The 16,946-nt window shown below is 35.5% G+C and carries 19 protein-coding genes and 2 tRNA genes; 10 read left to right on the top strand and 11 right to left on the bottom strand.

Going from position 1 to position 16,946, the window contains the following annotated elements; all coding sequences use genetic code 11:
• The first annotated feature begins 51 nt into the window (after nucleotides 1-51).
• Complete coding sequence (locus tag AC06G9_RS18010; RefSeq protein ID WP_094771362.1) at nucleotides 52-858, top strand: 3-keto-disaccharide hydrolase; 807 nt, start codon at nucleotides 52-54, stop codon at nucleotides 856-858.
• A gap of 172 nt (nucleotides 859-1,030) precedes the next feature.
• Here AC06G9_RS18010 and AC06G9_RS18005 read toward each other — a convergent pair whose 3' ends face one another.
• Nucleotides 1,031-1,735: a YjjG family noncanonical pyrimidine nucleotidase gene (locus AC06G9_RS18005; RefSeq protein ID WP_045754391.1), complete on the bottom strand. Its 705-nt coding sequence runs from the start codon at nucleotides 1,733-1,735 to the stop codon at nucleotides 1,031-1,033.
• A 133-nt stretch (nucleotides 1,736-1,868) separates the two neighbouring features.
• Here AC06G9_RS18005 and AC06G9_RS18000 point away from each other — a divergent pair, with 133 nt between their 5' ends.
• The 6 genes from AC06G9_RS18000 (at nucleotide 1,869) to AC06G9_RS17975 (ending at nucleotide 6,970) form a co-directional block, all read left to right on the top strand.
• The gene (locus AC06G9_RS18000) at nucleotides 1,869-2,744 is read left to right on the top strand and encodes a sensor histidine kinase (protein ID WP_045754390.1); all 876 of its coding nucleotides are present in this window, start codon (nucleotides 1,869-1,871) and stop codon (nucleotides 2,742-2,744) included.
• Nucleotides 2,734-3,441, top strand: coding sequence for a response regulator transcription factor (locus tag AC06G9_RS17995; RefSeq protein ID WP_045754389.1), 708 nt, complete (start codon nucleotides 2,734-2,736; stop codon nucleotides 3,439-3,441). Before AC06G9_RS18000 ends, AC06G9_RS17995 begins: the two co-directional genes overlap by 11 nt.
• A 6-nt stretch (nucleotides 3,442-3,447) precedes the next feature.
• On the top strand, nucleotides 3,448-3,966 hold the full coding sequence (locus tag AC06G9_RS17990; RefSeq protein WP_228115869.1) for a hypothetical protein: 519 nt from the start codon (nucleotides 3,448-3,450) through the stop codon (nucleotides 3,964-3,966).
• Nucleotides 3,966-5,003 (top strand): uroporphyrinogen decarboxylase, encoded by a 1,038-nt coding sequence (gene hemE / locus AC06G9_RS17985; protein ID WP_045754388.1) that lies wholly within the window; start codon nucleotides 3,966-3,968, stop codon nucleotides 5,001-5,003. Before AC06G9_RS17990 ends, hemE begins: the two co-directional genes overlap by 1 nt.
• A gap of 120 nt (nucleotides 5,004-5,123) precedes the next feature.
• Nucleotides 5,124-5,669, top strand: coding sequence for a CopD family protein (locus tag AC06G9_RS17980; RefSeq protein ID WP_094771364.1), 546 nt, complete (start codon nucleotides 5,124-5,126; stop codon nucleotides 5,667-5,669).
• Between the two features lie 158 nt (nucleotides 5,670-5,827).
• Nucleotides 5,828-6,970, top strand: a complete 1,143-nt coding sequence (locus AC06G9_RS17975; protein ID WP_480956879.1) for a DEAD/DEAH box helicase — start codon at nucleotides 5,828-5,830, stop codon at nucleotides 6,968-6,970.
• Nucleotides 6,971-7,069: 99 nt separating this feature from the next.
• Here AC06G9_RS17975 and AC06G9_RS17970 read toward each other — a convergent pair whose 3' ends face one another.
• From AC06G9_RS17970 to AC06G9_RS17960, 3 genes are read right to left on the bottom strand one after another with little or no spacing between them, the layout of a single operon-like run.
• Complete coding sequence (locus tag AC06G9_RS17970) at nucleotides 7,070-7,531, bottom strand: hypothetical protein (protein ID WP_045754385.1); 462 nt, start codon at nucleotides 7,529-7,531, stop codon at nucleotides 7,070-7,072.
• A 55-nt stretch (nucleotides 7,532-7,586) separates the two neighbouring features.
• On the bottom strand, nucleotides 7,587-7,913 hold the full coding sequence (locus AC06G9_RS17965) for a low molecular weight protein tyrosine phosphatase family protein (RefSeq protein WP_045754384.1): 327 nt from the start codon (nucleotides 7,911-7,913) through the stop codon (nucleotides 7,587-7,589).
• 35 nt (nucleotides 7,914-7,948) lie between these two features.
• Nucleotides 7,949-8,263, bottom strand: a complete 315-nt coding sequence (locus tag AC06G9_RS17960; RefSeq protein ID WP_480956878.1) for a putative quinol monooxygenase — start codon at nucleotides 8,261-8,263, stop codon at nucleotides 7,949-7,951.
• 369 nt (nucleotides 8,264-8,632) lie between these two features.
• Between AC06G9_RS17960 and AC06G9_RS17955 the strand changes: the two genes are divergently transcribed.
• Nucleotides 8,633-9,523: a sugar phosphate isomerase/epimerase family protein gene (locus tag AC06G9_RS17955; protein ID WP_248755712.1), complete on the top strand. Its 891-nt coding sequence runs from the start codon at nucleotides 8,633-8,635 to the stop codon at nucleotides 9,521-9,523.
• A gap of 78 nt (nucleotides 9,524-9,601) precedes the next feature.
• On the opposite strand, the gene AC06G9_RS17950 is transcribed toward AC06G9_RS17955, so the two are convergent.
• From AC06G9_RS17950 to AC06G9_RS17930, 5 genes are all read right to left on the bottom strand, one after another.
• A complete protein-coding gene (locus tag AC06G9_RS17950; RefSeq protein WP_480956877.1) occupies nucleotides 9,602-11,032 on the bottom strand; it encodes an NAD-dependent succinate-semialdehyde dehydrogenase in 1,431 nt (476 codons plus the stop codon).
• A gap of 12 nt (nucleotides 11,033-11,044) precedes the next feature.
• A complete protein-coding gene (locus AC06G9_RS17945; RefSeq protein ID WP_045754380.1) occupies nucleotides 11,045-11,446 on the bottom strand; it encodes a thiol-disulfide oxidoreductase DCC family protein in 402 nt (133 codons plus the stop codon).
• Nucleotides 11,447-11,499: 53 nt separating this feature from the next.
• Entirely contained in the window at nucleotides 11,500-12,714 is a 1,215-nt protein-coding gene (locus AC06G9_RS17940; RefSeq protein WP_045754379.1) for a bifunctional 3,4-dihydroxy-2-butanone-4-phosphate synthase/GTP cyclohydrolase II, read from the bottom strand.
• A gap of 77 nt (nucleotides 12,715-12,791) precedes the next feature.
• On the bottom strand, nucleotides 12,792-14,267 hold the full coding sequence (locus AC06G9_RS17935; RefSeq protein WP_045754378.1) for an LptF/LptG family permease: 1,476 nt from the start codon (nucleotides 14,265-14,267) through the stop codon (nucleotides 12,792-12,794).
• 92 nt (nucleotides 14,268-14,359) lie between these two features.
• Nucleotides 14,360-14,737, bottom strand: coding sequence for an START-like domain-containing protein (locus AC06G9_RS17930; protein WP_094771368.1), 378 nt, complete (start codon nucleotides 14,735-14,737; stop codon nucleotides 14,360-14,362).
• 60 nt (nucleotides 14,738-14,797) lie between these two features.
• Between AC06G9_RS17930 and AC06G9_RS17925 the strand changes: the two genes are divergently transcribed.
• Both AC06G9_RS17925 and AC06G9_RS17920 read left to right on the top strand, forming a co-directional pair.
• Nucleotides 14,798-14,871 (top strand) — tRNA-Met (locus AC06G9_RS17925).
• 310 nt (nucleotides 14,872-15,181) lie between these two features.
• Nucleotides 15,182-15,255: transfer RNA gene (locus tag AC06G9_RS17920), tRNA-Met, on the top strand.
• A 279-nt stretch (nucleotides 15,256-15,534) separates the two neighbouring features.
• Here AC06G9_RS17920 and AC06G9_RS17915 read toward each other — a convergent pair.
• Together AC06G9_RS17915 and AC06G9_RS17910 are read right to left on the bottom strand one after the other, a co-directional pair.
• Nucleotides 15,535-15,948 (bottom strand): SRPBCC domain-containing protein, encoded by a 414-nt coding sequence (locus tag AC06G9_RS17915; protein WP_045752210.1) that lies wholly within the window; start codon nucleotides 15,946-15,948, stop codon nucleotides 15,535-15,537.
• Between the two features lie 47 nt (nucleotides 15,949-15,995).
• Complete coding sequence (locus tag AC06G9_RS17910) at nucleotides 15,996-16,940, bottom strand: hypothetical protein (RefSeq protein WP_293924051.1); 945 nt, start codon at nucleotides 16,938-16,940, stop codon at nucleotides 15,996-15,998.
• Nucleotides 16,941-16,946: the final 6 nt, after the last annotated feature.

Below are 16,946 nucleotides of genomic sequence, written 5' to 3'. Positions count from 1 at the left end.
TTCTTGATTCCGATGATTTTTTTTTAAATTTAATCCATATAAATACTAGATATGAAATTAAGAACAATCGTTTTAGCAGCTACTATGCTCGCGGGTACTGCAAGTGTGGGTACTGCTGTCGCACAACAGAAGAAAGAAGTCCCTGCATATAAGGTTTTGGATCTACCAAAGGTAGATTTGAAAAATTTTAAAAAAAATAAGCAAGGTGCATATATTATTTTCGACGGTACTTCCATGACCGGATGGAGAGGTTATAATAAAACCGTAGTTCCTAAAAAATGGACTGTCGATGAGGGTGCCATAAAATTTGATAGTAAGGCAAATGTTGGAAATGATGAAGGTGGAGATTTAATTTTCGCACACGATTTTAAAAATTTCGAATTGGAGTTGGAATGGAAAGTTGCGAAGGGGGCTAATTCAGGTATTTTCTTTTTAGCGAAAGAAATTGAAGGTCAACCGATCTATATTTCAAGCCCTGAATGTCAAGTGCTGGATAATGAAAATCATCCTGATGCGAAGATGGGTGTGGATGGTAATCGTAAATCAACATCTTTGTATGACATGATTCCGGCGAAGCCACAAAATGGCAAGCCATTTGGTGAGTGGAACAAAGTGAAAATCGTTGTGAACAATGGCAAAGTTGAACATTGGCAGAATGGTGTCAAAGTGGTCACCTACACACTTTGGGATCAATCTTGGATTGATTTATTGCAGAAAAGTAAATTTAGTGAAGCAAAATGGCCTTTGGCGTATGAGCTCTTGAAAAATGTTGGTGGTAAAACCAAATCAGGTGTGATTGGATTCCAAGATCATGGTGATGATGTTTGGTTTAAAAATATTACCGTAAAAAAACTATAATCTCATTTTAGATATAAACAAAGAGCGAGCTTAATTTTTAAGCTCGCTCTTTGTTTATATCATTTTGCGTTTCTATATTAAGATCGAGTAGGGCTGGCCATGCTGGTCGCTATTTCACTCTTTTGATTGCTATAACCGTTTTCGGAAACGAATGATAGGTGGTCAATCCTTGCTAGAGGATTTCTTGTAGTTCTTTAAGATTATGGATCATATGGTTGATATCTTGTGGTTTTTCAATTTGTGTTGGATTGAAGAATATCGCGTCCATTCCTACATGCATAGCTCCGCGAACATCGGCATCGATATTATCACCGATCATGATGGAATGATCAGTTTTTGCATGGGCTTTATCTAGTGCATAATTGAATATTCTGGGATCCGGTTTATTGACTCCCACCACTTCCGATATGAATATGTTTTTAAAGTATTTATGGAGATCACTTGTTGCAAGTTTTACTTCACAAGCTTCTTTGAAGCCATTTGATATCAAGTGTAAGTTATAATTATTATACAGATAGCTTAATGTTTCATGTGCATGAGGAAATAGATTTGTCTTTTGCGGACAGATCAATAAATATTCTTCCTCAAAATCATTTGGGAAAAGGGAAGGGTCTACACCAAGCTGTGTGAAGGTGTCTGCAAATCGCGCACGGCGCAGTTCTGCTTTATCGATTTTACCGTGATGGTATAAGTCCCATAGTCGATGATTATTGATCGTATAGGTCTTAATAAATGTCGTAGAGGATTCTTGTTGAAAGAGTTGATCAAATTGGTAGTGGTAATAGAGTTCATCCAATGTCTCTTCCGCATTTTTGTCAAAATCCCAAATGGTATGATCTAAATCGAAGAATATATCTTTTTTTTCTTGTTGAAACATAGTACAAATATAGGGTAAAAGGACTGATTGCAAGAAATATCGAAAATTCGATTTTCCTCTTAGTGTCATAAAGTCTAACACATTTTTTTATACCTCCCATTATCGTTATTTTTGTTCCGTTGCAATATATCGTATGAAAAAAGCACTTGTTTTATTTTATTTTCTAGTATTTTATGCGACTTCTCAGTTGATATGGTGGGGGGTTATGCTTGCTCGATTTCAACCTGAAAGAAAGTCGATGATTATTGGTGAGGGTATTTTTTTCTTACTGATCTTTTTGTGGGGAGCTTTGCGATTAAAAAAGCTTTTTGTACGTGAGCAGAAGTTACAGCAACAGCAGCAAAACTTTTTGCTGGCGATAACGCATGAACTGAAATCTCCATTGGCTTCTGTAAAATTGTACATTCAGACCATTTTGAAAAGAGATCTGGATAAAGAACAGCAACAGGTTTTTTTGACAAATTCTTTGAAAGATATCGAACGACTGGACGATTTGGTTGAAAATGTGCTGATCACAACAAAACTTGAAAGCCGTAACTATAATCTTCCTAAGGAGAAGTTTAACTTAACTGAATTAGTCGAACAGATTGTCGACCGTCTTCAAAAGAATGCTTGTAGAACACAGGTGCTGAAGCCTAAATTGGATGCTGATATTATGTTGTATGCTGATAAATTTGCTATTAGTAATGTGGTGACTAATTTGATCGAAAATGCCATTAAATATTCTCCTCCATGTGCCAATGTTGTTGTCAAATTGACAAATGAGGCTCAAGGAATTATTTTTTCTGTTTCTGATCACGGAATTGGTATCAGTGATGCGGAGAAAAAACTTATCTTTAATAAATTTTATCGTGTTGGAAGTGAAGCAACACGTAAAACTAAAGGTACTGGTTTGGGGTTGTATATAGTGAAGACGGTTTTGCAAAAGCATAACGCGTCTATTAAGGTAAAAGATAACACTCCTTCGGGGAGTATTTTTGAAGTAACATTTGATAAAAATGCAAAGTAAACAACGCATACTACTCGTAGAGGACGAAGAACACTTGTTAGAGGCTATCAAGTTGAATTTGGAGTTAGAAGGTTACCGTGTGACAACAGCTACAGACGGAAAAAAGGCTTTGAAAATATTCAAGGAAGAACGTTTTAATTTAATTATCTTGGATGTTATGATCCCTGAGATCGATGGATTCCAAGTGGCCGAAACTATTCGACTTCAAAATACGGAAGTCCCTATTATGTTTTTAACAGCTAAAAACAGTAGTGAAGATCGTATCACAGGTCTTAAAAAAGGGGCTGATGATTATTTAATCAAACCTTTTAATCTGGAAGAGCTTATTCTTCGGGTGGGTAATTTGGTTAGAAGAAGTTTGAAACCAGATGATCTGAAAGAGATTAACTCTTACCAAATCGGTGATAAGACCATTTATTTTAATTCCTATGAGTTGCACCATGCAGATGGTACGATTACATCATTGACCAAAAAAGAAACGATGTTGTTGAAGCTGTTAATCGAGCGTCGCAACGAAGCTGTTTCTCGTGAACAAATATTAGAAACGGTCTGGAATTATGATGTTTATCCGTCGACTCGTACTATCGACAATTTCATATTGACTTTCCGTAAATATTTTGAACCTGATCAAAAGCATCCTATTTATTTCCATTCCATTCGTGGCGTTGGATATAAATTTACGGACAATAACCACTAGTACTCTATGATGACATTTAAGGCTCGCGTAGCTGTTATTATTATTGCATTATTGTTAATTGGTTATGGTGTATATGCGGGACATTATCAGACTTCGATCCTTATAGCTGGGGGAGTTTGTTATCTTGTTTGGAGCCATCTACGTGAGAGTTCTGTTGCGATGGCTAGTGATTCTTTTCATAAGCAGAATTATGCTAAAGCAAAAGCATTACTGGCTGAAGTGAAGAATCCGGATCGATTGCGAAAAGGCCGTCGTAATATTTATGAATATATGATGGGTACTATTTCTTTACATGAAGATCGGATCGATGAGGCAGAATATCATTTTCAGCTAGCATCTCGATTGCCATGGAAAAAGGATAATGAAAAGGGAATGATCTTGATCAATTTGTCCAATATCAGTTTAAGAAAGGAAGAGTATGAACGTGCTCAGACGTATATTGATGTTGCTAAAAAGTTGAACTTGACCGAGCGCCAAGCTAGTATAATTGGTAAAATACAAAACGAAATTTCAAAACATATATAGTGATTACTACTTTACAAAACGATTTATTGATTAGAGCTGCGCTTTCGCAGCAAACTGAACGCCCACCTGTATGGATGATGCGTCAAGCAGGAAGATTTATGCCAGAGTATTGGGCAATAAAAAATAAATATTCCTTTTTGGAAATGTGCAAAACTCCAGAAATTGCTGCAGATGTAACCATGTTACCTGTTGATCTATTAGGAATTGATGCCGCAATCTTGTTTTCGGATATCTTGGTTACAGCGGAAGCAATGGGGGGAGATTTAAGTTTTGAACAAGGGGTTGGTCCTCGTTTTGCAAATCCAGTACGTTCATTTGCGGATGCGGATAAATTAGCGACGGATTGTCTACCTAAATTGGAATACGTTGCTGATGCTATTAAAGTTATTCAACAACGTTTGAATGGAAGTATACCGCTCATTGGTTTTGCTGGTGCACCGTTTACTATTTTAAGTTACTTGGTCGAGGGTGCGTCTTCAAAAGATTTTAAGCTGACTAAGTTAATGTTGAATAATGAACCAAAATTGGCTCACACTATTCTTCAAAAGATTGCTGATGTAACGGTTGAATATTTAAATATGCAAATCGCTGCTGGTGTAAATGCTGTTCAGCTTTTTGATAGCTGGGCTTTGGCATTATCTTGGAACGATTACAAAGAGTTTGCTCATTATTATAATAATCAAATCATCTCGAGATTGAATCGTCAAGATGTTCCTGTAATTTCTTTCTGTAAAGGTTCTTCTGTCTTTGCTCCAATTATGGCTGAAGCAAAACCAGATGTAATTTCTGTAGATTGGAATGCTGATCTGAAAAATATCAAACAATCTTTACCTGCTGGTATTGCGGTTCAGGGAAACTTAGATCCGTTTGTACTATATGCGGATAAAAAAGTGATTAAGGATAAGATTCTTCAATTATTTGAACGTATGCGTGGTGAAAATGGCTTTATTTTTAATTTAGGTCATGGAATCATGCCTGATATCCCTTTTGATCATGTAAAATATGCAATTGAGGTTGTTAAGGAATTTAGATACTAACAACGGGCAATTACTACACAAAACAAGGAACAAATTTTTGTTCCTTGTTTTGTTTAAAGACTGTGAACTTTTTTAAGCAATAAAAATATTCGACTATATTTGTCTTAATTTTATACGACCATGGTGTACTTATACGCTAAAGCAATTCATATTATATTTGTCATTTGTTGGATGGCAGGCTTATTTTATATGCCTCGCTTATTTATCTACCATACCGAAGCAAAAGATCAATCCAAAGAAGCCTATCATGTCTTGCATAAACAGTTTTCCATCATGGAAAATCGACTGTGGTGGGTAATCACGACTCCTGCGATGTATATCACTGTGATTTCAGCTTTAGTGATGTTGTATATAAATCCTGGATTATTACAGATGGGATGGATGCAGGTCAAACTCCTATTTGTTGCCGGTATGATCGTTTATCATTTTGTCAGCCAACGCATGATGTTCAATCTAAGAGATGAAAAATCAACGCTGAGCTCTTCAAAACTTAGAATGTGGAATGAAGTATCAACTGTTCTATTGTTTTCTATTGTCTTTACGGTAGTTCTTAAATCAGCATTAAATTGGATCTATGGTGTTGTTGGCCTGATATCGTTAGCGATTTTATTGATGGTTCTCATTAAAGCTTATAAAAAATACCGTATTTCAAAGGGAGATAAATAAAACCCATGTCCGGTCTAGGTTAATTTGTAACGTGTTGAACATTACCCACCTACTTTAAAAATAAAAAGTATTTGTACTTCATCTTCTCTATTGATACCTGCTCCGTAACTTTTGAGAATAAATAATAGTGTACATTTGCAAGTAAATAAAACGTTTTTATGTCATTTGAGTCTTTAGGATTATCACACAATATCATTAGTTCTGTTAAACAGTTGGGTTATCTAAAACCTTTTCCAATTCAAAAACAAGCCATTCCAGTCATCTTATCAGGTAAAGATCTGATGGGAATCGCGCAGACAGGTTCTGGAAAAACTGCATGTTTTGTGATGCCTATTTTAGAGAAATTGCAAGTTGAGGTTGTTAAACGTGACCGAAATATTGAAATATTAGTTCTAGTTCCTACACGTGAATTGGCGATTCAGATTGATGAAGTTTTTAGAGCTTTCACCACGAATTTGAAACGCGACATCAAAACGATGGCGGTATATGGTGGTGTATCTATCAATCCACAGATGAAGGGTATGCTTGGGGTTGAAGTTTTGACCGCTACTCCTGGTCGATTGCTAGATCTCATTAATAGTAAAGCATTGAGCATTAGTCATATTCAGCATCTTGTTATTGATGAGGCTGATAAAATGTTTCAATTGGGGTTTGAGGATGAGCTGAAACAACTTTTAGCTTTAATGCCTCAGAAAAAACAAACAACTTTATTCTCCGCAACGTTAAATGATAAAATAGCAGAAATCAATCAACTTCTTGGAATTAAACCTGTGGTGATAGAGGTTGCAAGTGAAGAGGCAAATATTGACCATATCGATCAGATTGCTTATCATGTCACTGCCGAATCTAAAGGTCCATTTTTACGCTATCTGATCAAAGAGAACAAGATGACTCAGGTTTTGGTCTTTGTGTCTTCTACACGTACAGCAGATAAGCTAGTGGATAAATTGTTGAAAAATAAAATTAGAGCTATCTCGATACATGGTCAAAAATCACAAGGGAGTAGAAGAGATCATCTTGACTATTTTAAAAAGGGTGATGTCCAAGTTCTCGTGGCTACAGATTTAATCGGTCGTGGAATTCATATTGACGGCTTACCTGTTGTCATTAATTTCGAATTACCTCGTTCTCCTTTGGACTATGTACATCGTATCGGTAGAACAGGTCGTGCAAATGATGTCGGTACCGCCATTACACTATTGACAGATGAGGATTTACATCATTTTTCTGTTATCCAAAAGAAAATGGGTAAAACGGTAGCGATCAAATCTACTGAGGATGTGAATTTGCATGGATATTAATCGATTTTGTTAACCCACTTCCTAGTGGGTTAACTGTTTTTGGTGCTTTTGCATCTTCGCATGTTGAGAACTACGCTATATGTTTTATGCGTTTAAAAATCAAAAATAAGGTTGTTCGATTTCGTTGAATACAAAATTGGTACTGTCGTAGTTGATGGAAACATCGGGGGCATAATAGGGTATATCCATAAAACTCATGACAGCACCCGAGCCTAGTTTTAAGGTCTTTCCTTTCTGTAGCAATGCAAATGGTTTTCTTTTTTTTACTCCACCACTATTTGGCATGTAAAAATAGTCTCCAAGTAATGTGTCGCCTAAAATATTTCCTCTGATTTCACCCGAGTCTTTAGCGCTATTTCCGTATTTTACGATATATTGCCCATAAAAATAATTTTCGCGTTTGGTAATTTTCAGGTATGCCGTGTCTCTTTTTGAAATTGCTAAATAGTGTTTCGAAGGGTAATCTACTGTATTGGAATGGCAACTTATGGCCAATAGTATGATGCTCAGACAGAAGTATCTTAAAATTAGCTTGGCTGAGATCTTATCAATATGTAACATGGAAATTTATAAATGGTGTGTATATGATCGTTGTATTTTTGAAGCTATACACTGATCATTCTGATATATAGTATGAAACTGAATTTTGTATTTCTTCGATTAACTCTTGATCCATGTACTTGTATTCATCTGCTATGTCCAAAATTATTATTTCTAAATCTTTAGTTTCATTTGGAAATTGTTGTATTAATTTTTCTTTATGATGCTTTTCCATAGCAAATACAAGGTCAGCCCATAAAAGCTGTTTTCCATTTACTTTAATTCGGGCATTATTTTCTGTACCAGCCGATTTTGCTCGTATTGTTTTATGTTTCTTATAAATGGTTTCTGCTGTTAAACTTCTCCAGCGGTTGCGGCTACAAATAAACAATACATTTTGCATTTACATTTCTAAGTTTTTTTAAGCAGAAGATTTAATTATTTTAATAATCTCCTGCGGAATTTTAAATTAAAGGTCGTTTTTATCACATTGGGTTGATCGGCTAATAGTGTTCCATAGTTAGGTCCAAAATTTTTGATGTATGGTTGTTCGTTGTGTGCATCTAAACCTGCTTGATCTGTCCATATTTCATAAAACGTAAATACATTTGGATCTTCTATACCTTGATGTAGATTGTAAAGCTCGGCTGCGGGCTCTAGTCTTGTTAAATGGACCATTTCTAGTAAGATTGTTTTGATCTCCTCACGATGTTCTTCTTTTACTCGTAATACTACTGTTAAATAAATTTTCATTGTTTTAGATATGATATAAATAAGTTGTACATGATATATTGTTTATTTTTTGATGTTACACAGATTGGGTTTTACTATTGTCTTGACCAATGTACATACTAACCCAGTTTTAGTTTTTTACCTGTGCATATTATATCAAAAATATCGTTTATTCCTATCTTCTAAAATAGGATTTTTTTAATAGCTAAACCAATTGTACTTGCATTGTTATCTAAAATTTAGGTGCTCTTGTTGGATCTTTTTGAAATAATGTATAATATTACATTTAATCTTCCAAATGATTATAAAGCTAGATCGAGAATATTTAACATATTTTACTACAGCTTTATTATCGAATAAGAAGGAAGTCTTATTTTTAGAATAATCTTTATGAAGAAATTGAAATTTTTAGTTGCTGTTCTATTGGTGACAGGATCTAGTCTATGTGGATTTGAGAGTGTTGCACAAACATTGAAAAAGAAAGATATAGGCTTACAATTGTATTCTGTTAGAAGTCAGATCAAAAACGATACGGACTATTTTCCTGTATTGAAAAAGTTATCCGCTATGGGCTATACTGCAGTTGAGGCGGCAGGTTTTAGTGACGGAAAATTTTATAATAACTCACCGCAGGAATTTAAGAGTAAAGTGGAGAAAGCAGGGATGAAAGTGATTTCATCGCATGCTACAAGAAATCTTTCAAAAGAAGAATTGGCTACTGGTGATTTTTCTAAAGCTTTGGAGTGGTGGGTTAAGGCGATAGAGGCGCATAAGGCTGCTGGGATGCAATATATTGTTACTCCTTGGATGGAAGTTCCAAAGACAATAAAAGATCTGGATACACAGTGTAAATACTTAAATGAGGTGGGTAAACTATGTCGCCAGCATGGGATCAAGTATGGGTATCATAATCATGCTCATGAATTTCAAAAAGTGGAAGATAAAGTGATCATGTTAGATTATATGATTGAACATACTAATCCTGAAGATGTATTTTTTGAAATGGATGTTTATTGGACGGTTATCGGTAAATCTAGTCCTGTCGATTATTTCAATAAATATCCAGGACGATTTACGGCACTTCATATAAAAGATCACCGTGAAATCGGTCAAAGTGGAATGGTCGGATTTGATGCGATCTTTAAAAATGCTAAAACTGCTGGAGTGAAACATATTTTTGTTGAACTTGAAGAAGTAACGGTTGATCTGGATAAAGGTCTCAAAGAAAGTATTGATTATCTTTTAGCTGCTCCGTATGTTCAAACAAGTTATTCTAAATAATTACTCGGATTAGATGAGTAAGATTTTATAAAAAAGCACGAGCGAATCACTCGTGCTTTTTTTTTATCAAATGATTTATTATTCGCCGAAGCAGAGGTATTTTAGCTCCATATATTCGTCTAATCCATGTTTGGATCCCTCTCGGCCGACTCCTGATTCTTTTACTCCTCCAAATGGAGCTGCAGCATTTGAAATCAATCCGGTATTGATACCGACCATTCCAGCTTCTAGTTGTTCAGAAACGCGGAAACAACGATTTACATTTTGTGAATAAAAATAGGAGGCTAAACCAAATGGGGTATCATTGGCCAACTGGATAACTTGTTCTTCAGTGGTAAATTTAAACAGAGCACACACGGGGCCAAATGTCTCTTCTTGTGCTATAAGGGCATCATGGGATAGATCTGTCAATACCGTTGGTTCAAAGAAAAGTCCTTTCTGAGGTTTTCCACCTGTTGCAATTTTTCCACCATGTTTAACGGCATCTTCAATATGGTGTTTGACTTTTTCAAGTCCTTTGCTATTGATGAGCGGACCAACTTCAACTCCTTTATCCAATCCATCGCCTACTTTCAGTTTTTTTACGGCTTCAGTAAGTTTTTGAGCAAAGGTATCGTAGATATTTTCTTGGATATAAAAGCGATTGATCGATACACAGGTTTGTCCTGAATTTCGAAATTTACCAGCTATAGCTCCTTTTACTGCAGCTTCGATATCAGCATCTTCAAATACGATAAATGGGGCGTTGCCACCCAGTTCCATCGATACCTTTTTGATGTTAGAAGCAGCTTGTGTTATTAGTGTTTTTCCAACTTCTGTCGAACCGGTAAATGATAATTTTCTGATCACAGAATTGGTTGCCAGCTCTTTTCCAAATCCAGCACTATCTTTACTGGTGACCACATTGAAAACACCTTTTGGTATACCGGCTTCTTCGGCTAATTTTGCTAGGGCAATTGCTGAAAATGGCGTTTGTGAGGCTGGCTTTAGAATAATGGTACAACCTGCTGCTAATGCCGGAGCTACCTTACGTGTAATCATGGCTACAGGAAAATTCCACGGGGTAATGGCTGCGACCACGCCAATACCTTGTTTGATCGTCATCAGTCTATTTCCATTTTGAGCCAATGGTAGTGTTTCGCCATAAGCGCGTTTGCCTTCTTCAGCAAACCACTCGACAAATGAATTACCATAGTCGACTTCGGTCAACGATTCCTTTAATGGTTTACCGCTTTCGAGTGTTATTATTTGAGATAAGTGCTCCTTATTTTGTAAAATAAGTTCGTACCACTTTCGAATTAGGGAGCTACGTTCGGCAGCTGATGTTTTACGCCACGAGGTCCAGGCTGCTTCTGCTGCGGCTATCGCTTTCTGGCACGCAGCAATTTCAAGATCTGGAACGGTATCAATGACTTTTCCTGTGGAAGGATTGACGACATCGAATGTCTTTTTATCGGAAATGAATTTTCCATTTATATATGCTTGATTAAGCAATAAGGGATTTTTCATCGTTTATTAATTTTATGAAATGAATTTTTTTCGATTTTGCTCAGTAGGTATTTCACAATGATCCTTTTTGCCAAACCATCGATATCTATTTTTTGCTATATAATCATAACAGCAGTCTCGCCAAGATGTTGGGAGATACTTGAAAATGCCCATTAATTTATAGGGATATCCTAAATCTTGGGCAATATAAAGAGCTGCGGTACTTTTTATTAAAATTTCTTGGTTTCTAACGTAAACTATCGAGTCTATATTTGAGGGAAGCCTGTGAATGAAACTTTGCCCCAGTTTTGACTGCAGTGTAGCAAATCTAAACTGATCCTTCTTATCTTTATGAATGATAAAATTGACGGTGCTATTGCAAAAATTGCAAACTCCATCAAATAAAATAAGCTGTTTGATATCTTGTTTTATCATTTGATGTAATAAAATAAAAGGGAGAACTTACGAACTCCCTTTTACAAGTATGATTATAGATTCTTCATAATGGTATGACCCATTCGATCTCTTTTTGTTTTTAAATAGACCTCGTTAAAAGGGTTTGATTTGATTTCTATCGCAACATTTTCAACGATCTCTAATCCATATCCAACTAAACCAGCTCTTTTGGATGGGTTGTTAGACATTAGGCGCATTTTTGTTACGCCAAGACTACGTAATATTTGAGCTCCTACTCCATAATCTCTTAGATCGGCTTTGAATCCGAGTTGAATATTAGCATCTACGGTATCGACTCCAGTTTCTTGAAGTTTGTAGGCTTGCAATTTATTCACTAGACCGATGCCACGACCTTCTTGGTTCATGTAAACGATGACTCCTTTTCCTTCTTGTTGGATCATTTCCATGGCTTTGTGTAATTGTGGTCCACAATCACAACGGCAAGAACCAAAGATATCTCCCGTAAGGCAAGAGCTGTGTACACGTACAAGAATGGGTTCATCTTCATTCCACTCACCTTTGTAAAGCGCTAAATGATGCTCACCTGTATCCTTTTGTGTATAAGCTTTTAATTTGAAATCGCCAAATGCTGTTGGCATATCCACTTTCACCTCTTCGACGATAAGTGAATCATGCTTTAGACGGTATTCGATCAAATCTTCAATGCTGATGATTTTTAAATCGAATCTTTTAGCTACTTCCATTAATTCTGGAAGTCGAGCCATTTCACCGTCTTCTTTTAAGATTTCAACCAATACCCCGGCAGGTTCAAAACCGGCAAGGCGCGCTAAGTCTACCGTAGCTTCGGTATGACCGGTACGGCGCAATACGCCACCATCTTTGGCAATTAATGGAAAAATGTGTCCAGGACGTCCTAATTCGACAGGATCTATATTGGGGTCAATAAGTGCTTTTATTGTTTTTGAACGATCTGATGCTGAAATACCTGTTGTACAACCATATCCTTGTAAATCGACAGAAACGGTAAAGTTTGTTTCGTATACAGCGGTATTCTTTCCAACCATCAGCTCAAGTTGCAGTTCCTCACAACGTTCTCTCGTCAACGGCGCGCACACTAATCCTCTACCATGCGTAGCCATAAAATTAATTATTTCTGGTGTAGCATTTCTTGCTGCTGTAACAAAATCACCTTCATTTTCGCGGTCTTCATCATCTACGACAATGATCACTTTGCCCGCTTTTATATCTTCGATTGCTTCTTCAATCGTATTTAATTTGAAATCCATGGATATCTTAAATGTATATATGCAAAGTTAGTATAGAATTCTATTTTATTTATAATGTATAAGTCAAAATGAGCTTATTATTGCGCTTTTGCCTTTTTCTTGCTCATCTTACTTTTGATCCAATTGAAGCCGGCTTCAGCTTTTAACTTATACTGGTCGATATCAAATAGTGCCGAATCTGTTGTGGATTTGTAAGTTAGGAATCCTGCCAATGGAGATAATACGATAATCGCCATCCACATTCCCAGAATAGGTGAGATGGCTCCATCTTTTGCAGACTTTTCTGCTACTGTAGAGATGATATGATATATTAAAAAGAAGATAATAGCCATGATAACCGGAAGTCCCAATCCTCCTTTTCGGATAATCGCTCCTAAAGGTGCACCAATGGCAAATAATAATAAACAGGATACTGCTAGCGTGAATTTTCGATGAAACTCAATCCGATAGCGAATATCTTTTCCATTTAAGTCTTTATAGTCAGGCAATTTATTATTCAGATCATCTTTCATGTAGTTCAACTGACTCAGTGCATTTCCTGTAATTTGTGCCCGCTGTTCAACTGGGATCACATCTTGCAATAGATCGTTGAAGGGCTTGATTTTGGCCGGTTTAATCTTTTCATTTCCTTGTCTATTGTTAAAATAAGGTGAATAGAGATTAAAACGATGATCCATCGTATTAGATAACAGGTGTTTGACACTGTCCAATTTCATTTTATTGGAGTCTGTGTACACTTTTAGTTGCTTCAAATTTAACATGGCATGATGGCTCTTGAACAGATTTTCGTCTGTTCGTTGCATCTTATTCCATTCCATATCAAATTTTTGTTCTGTTTCTTTGAACTTGAATCTGGTGAACTGTTGACGGGGATCATAACTTTTTGAGCTTTTAACACGTGCGTCTTCATAGCGGATCCCATCTTTGAGCTTTAGGATCATATAGCTGTTGTCGGGAGAATTGTATATAAATCCTTCTTTAGCGATTAATACGGTATTGCCGGCATTTCCACCTTGATTGTCATAAATCATTAAATCATACAGGATGGTTCCATTTTCATTTTTGCCTTTGGCGCGAATGGAATAGCCTGGAATGGTGTTATTAAAAATACCGGGTTTAATGAGGAAGTCAGCCTTTTTATTGCGCACGTCATATAGCAATGAACCCATTTTCAAATTGACAATAGGTAGTATATAATCCGAAAATAGGAAGGAGCTTATGCTAAAAAAACCAACTAAGATAAAGAGAGGTGTCATGGCTTTTCTGAGTGATACTCCAGCAGCTTTGATGGCTACAAGCTCATAGCTTTCTCCCAAATTACCAAATGTCATAATGGATGACAAGAGCATAGAAAGTGGCATAGCCATAGAAATCTGAACCGCACATTGATAGCCGATTAGTTTCAGTATGACATACCATTCAAAGCCTTTTCCTATTAAATCATCGATATATTTAAATAAGAAAAGCATTAAAAGCACAAACATCACAATACAAAAAGTGACGAAAAATGGCTTTATAAAGGATTTAAGAATAAGTAAATAAATCTTTTTCATCCGATCACATGTTCCTTTCTAAAGCTTATTTTTTTTGAAGCTTCAGAGGTCTATTTTTTAAAGACCTAATTTAGATGCAAAGATATACTTTTTTATCCTCCAATTACACTTTGGAGATATTCAATTGAATTATTCCAAATCATTTTACGGTTTTCAACATCATCTTCTTTTGCGAAATCTGTAATTCGCAATGCAACATCATTTGTTAGTTCGTCTTGGTCGATCTCCAATTCGAAGTAATAAGGCTCATCTTCAAGCCATTTATAGCGTATCAGCTTATTTTCCTTAATATTGACGATTTTAGCTTTGTGACCTTCATCATCCCAAACAAATTCATACACGGATTCGCGATAATTAACATCATCAGCGAGCCATTGTGAGAGGGCATTAGGTTCTTGTAAAAATGGGAACAGAATTCTAGGTGAAGAATTTACAATATATTCTAAGTTTAATTTTATTTTTTCTGCCATATTGCATGAATATTTATTTTTTATTTATTAAAAAAAATCTATATTTGCATTCCCAAAAACGGCGGGGTAGCTCAGATGGTTAGAGCGCAGGATTCATAACCCTGAGGTCGGCAGTTCGATCCTGCTCCCCGCTACTAAACTCAAAAGCCCCTCTTTATTATTGCGTATGGGTTATACTTTTATAGTATTATATGTAATAATACATATTTATTTTGTCTTTGCAATTATTTTATAAAAAAGTTTTGGATTAAAAAAAATAAAAAATATTGCCTTTTTAGGCGGTATGTTTTTTTATCTAGTCACTTTTATTTTTTTATGATTACTATTTGTTTCATTATAAAGGAATTGCGTTTTTTTTGTGCATAAAGGCATTAAAACAATGAAAAAAAATAAAAAAAAGCTTTTTATTTGACGGGTAATTACTATATTTGCATACCGAAAAACGGCGGGGTAGCTCAGATGGTTAGAGCGCAGGATTCATAACCCTGAGGTCGGCAGTTCGATCCTGCTCCCCGCTACTAAAAGCTTCAAGTTTACTTGAAGCTTTTTTTATTTTTGTCTCTTTTTCCCTTTTTATATCATTCTTAATCACTCTACAAGGAAGGGATTCTATCTTAGATTTCAATATGTTTATTGATGAGGGATAGACAATAAGCCAGCGCGGTACGGTAGTATCAACTTTTGTCTTCATGAGAGCCTCTTTAAGGAGATCTAACCACTAGGGATGATCGAATTGGAGAATGTATTCAGTATACTGCTAGTGAGTCTTCATGATGAGGGGAAGCGGTATGGGTTATTTATAATTGTGATTCGACGTATTTTTTAAAATTATTAAGAATAGCTTGCCATCCTTTATGTTGCTGCTCTTCTGTATGTGTGGTCTCACTATCAAAACTTTGAACGATGGTAACTACATTTTTATTTTCGAAAAAAGTAGTGCTTACTCTTCGGTTATCTTCGAGACTGTATGAAATATGTCTTAAAGGTCTTACTTCATCGTATTGTCCTCCGAAATCAAAACTAGAGCTTTTGTCTTTTGCAGTCATATGAAAACTAAATCTGCCTCCATTTCGAAGATCATTGGTTGCTGATGTAGTTTCCCAATCATCGCTGGCTGTGTTCCATCGCATAATATGTTCAGGCAGCGTGAATAGTTTCCAAACAAACTCTAAAGGAGCATTGATATCGGCACTGACAGTTATTGTTGACATAATTTTTTTATTTATAAATTGTAAACTTCTTTAAATATAACGCTTTTTTAATCTTCGTCATAGAGCATCTCCACATCTATAGTTGTTTCTTTAATATTGAGGATACCTTTTTCATCGATTATTTTTATTAATCTCCCTGCGAAAAAATCTGCTGGAATTCCGTATGGGAGATGATAGCTAAAATAATTTGTGAATATGATGATAGGTTGTATTTTATTTATTTCTTCTGTCAGGATGTCATCATCATTGTATATAGATTTAACCATTTCTATATAAGAGTTTTGATCAGCGTAGTAGTTATTATAAAAACTAACAAATTTTTCATCGATATAATCGTTATAAAACTCGGATTTACTGACTAAAAGATGATTTGATAGCGGGTTTGGTAATTCAACTTCTGAATAAATAGTATCTTTAGTGTCGTATACGCCGCCATATAAACTGCACAATAATGGTATTTCAGGCAAGATAAAGTTTTCGACTCCAGATTTGGACTCGAACATTTTAGTGTACTTTTCTAATATTAACTCATTGTCGTTTTGATTTGGGCTATTCTTCAACAAACTTTTAAAATATTTAATAGAGAATTCACCGATCACTTTATGATTTTCTATTTCTAAAAACCGACCTAATGTATCCGTTTTGAAGATAATTTGAGAATTATTTAAGGCCATTGCATCCAAGAGTAAATCTTCTGGAATATCTTTTTTTTCTGGATTTAAATTTTCAATAATTTTCCATTCGATGCGATATCCATCTTCTAAAGAGTCTAAGACAATAAATTGTGCAATATAGGCGCGCTCTTCATGTTTTACAAGTTTGTGATCAACGCTATCCGTATTTTTTTTAATGACCTTAAATTTGAAAGTATCTCCTTGATCCCAATAAGCAATAATAGGTACATGGCGTACAGTGTCTTGCACGTTAACCTGTGCTTGCGAGGCTTGGAAAAATAATGTTATTAAAAATATAGATGTGATTATTGTTTTCATTATTAT

It is taken from the genome of Sphingobacterium sp. MAE (assembly GCF_056711605.1).
This window is presented reverse-complemented; position numbering and strand designations above follow the sequence as displayed.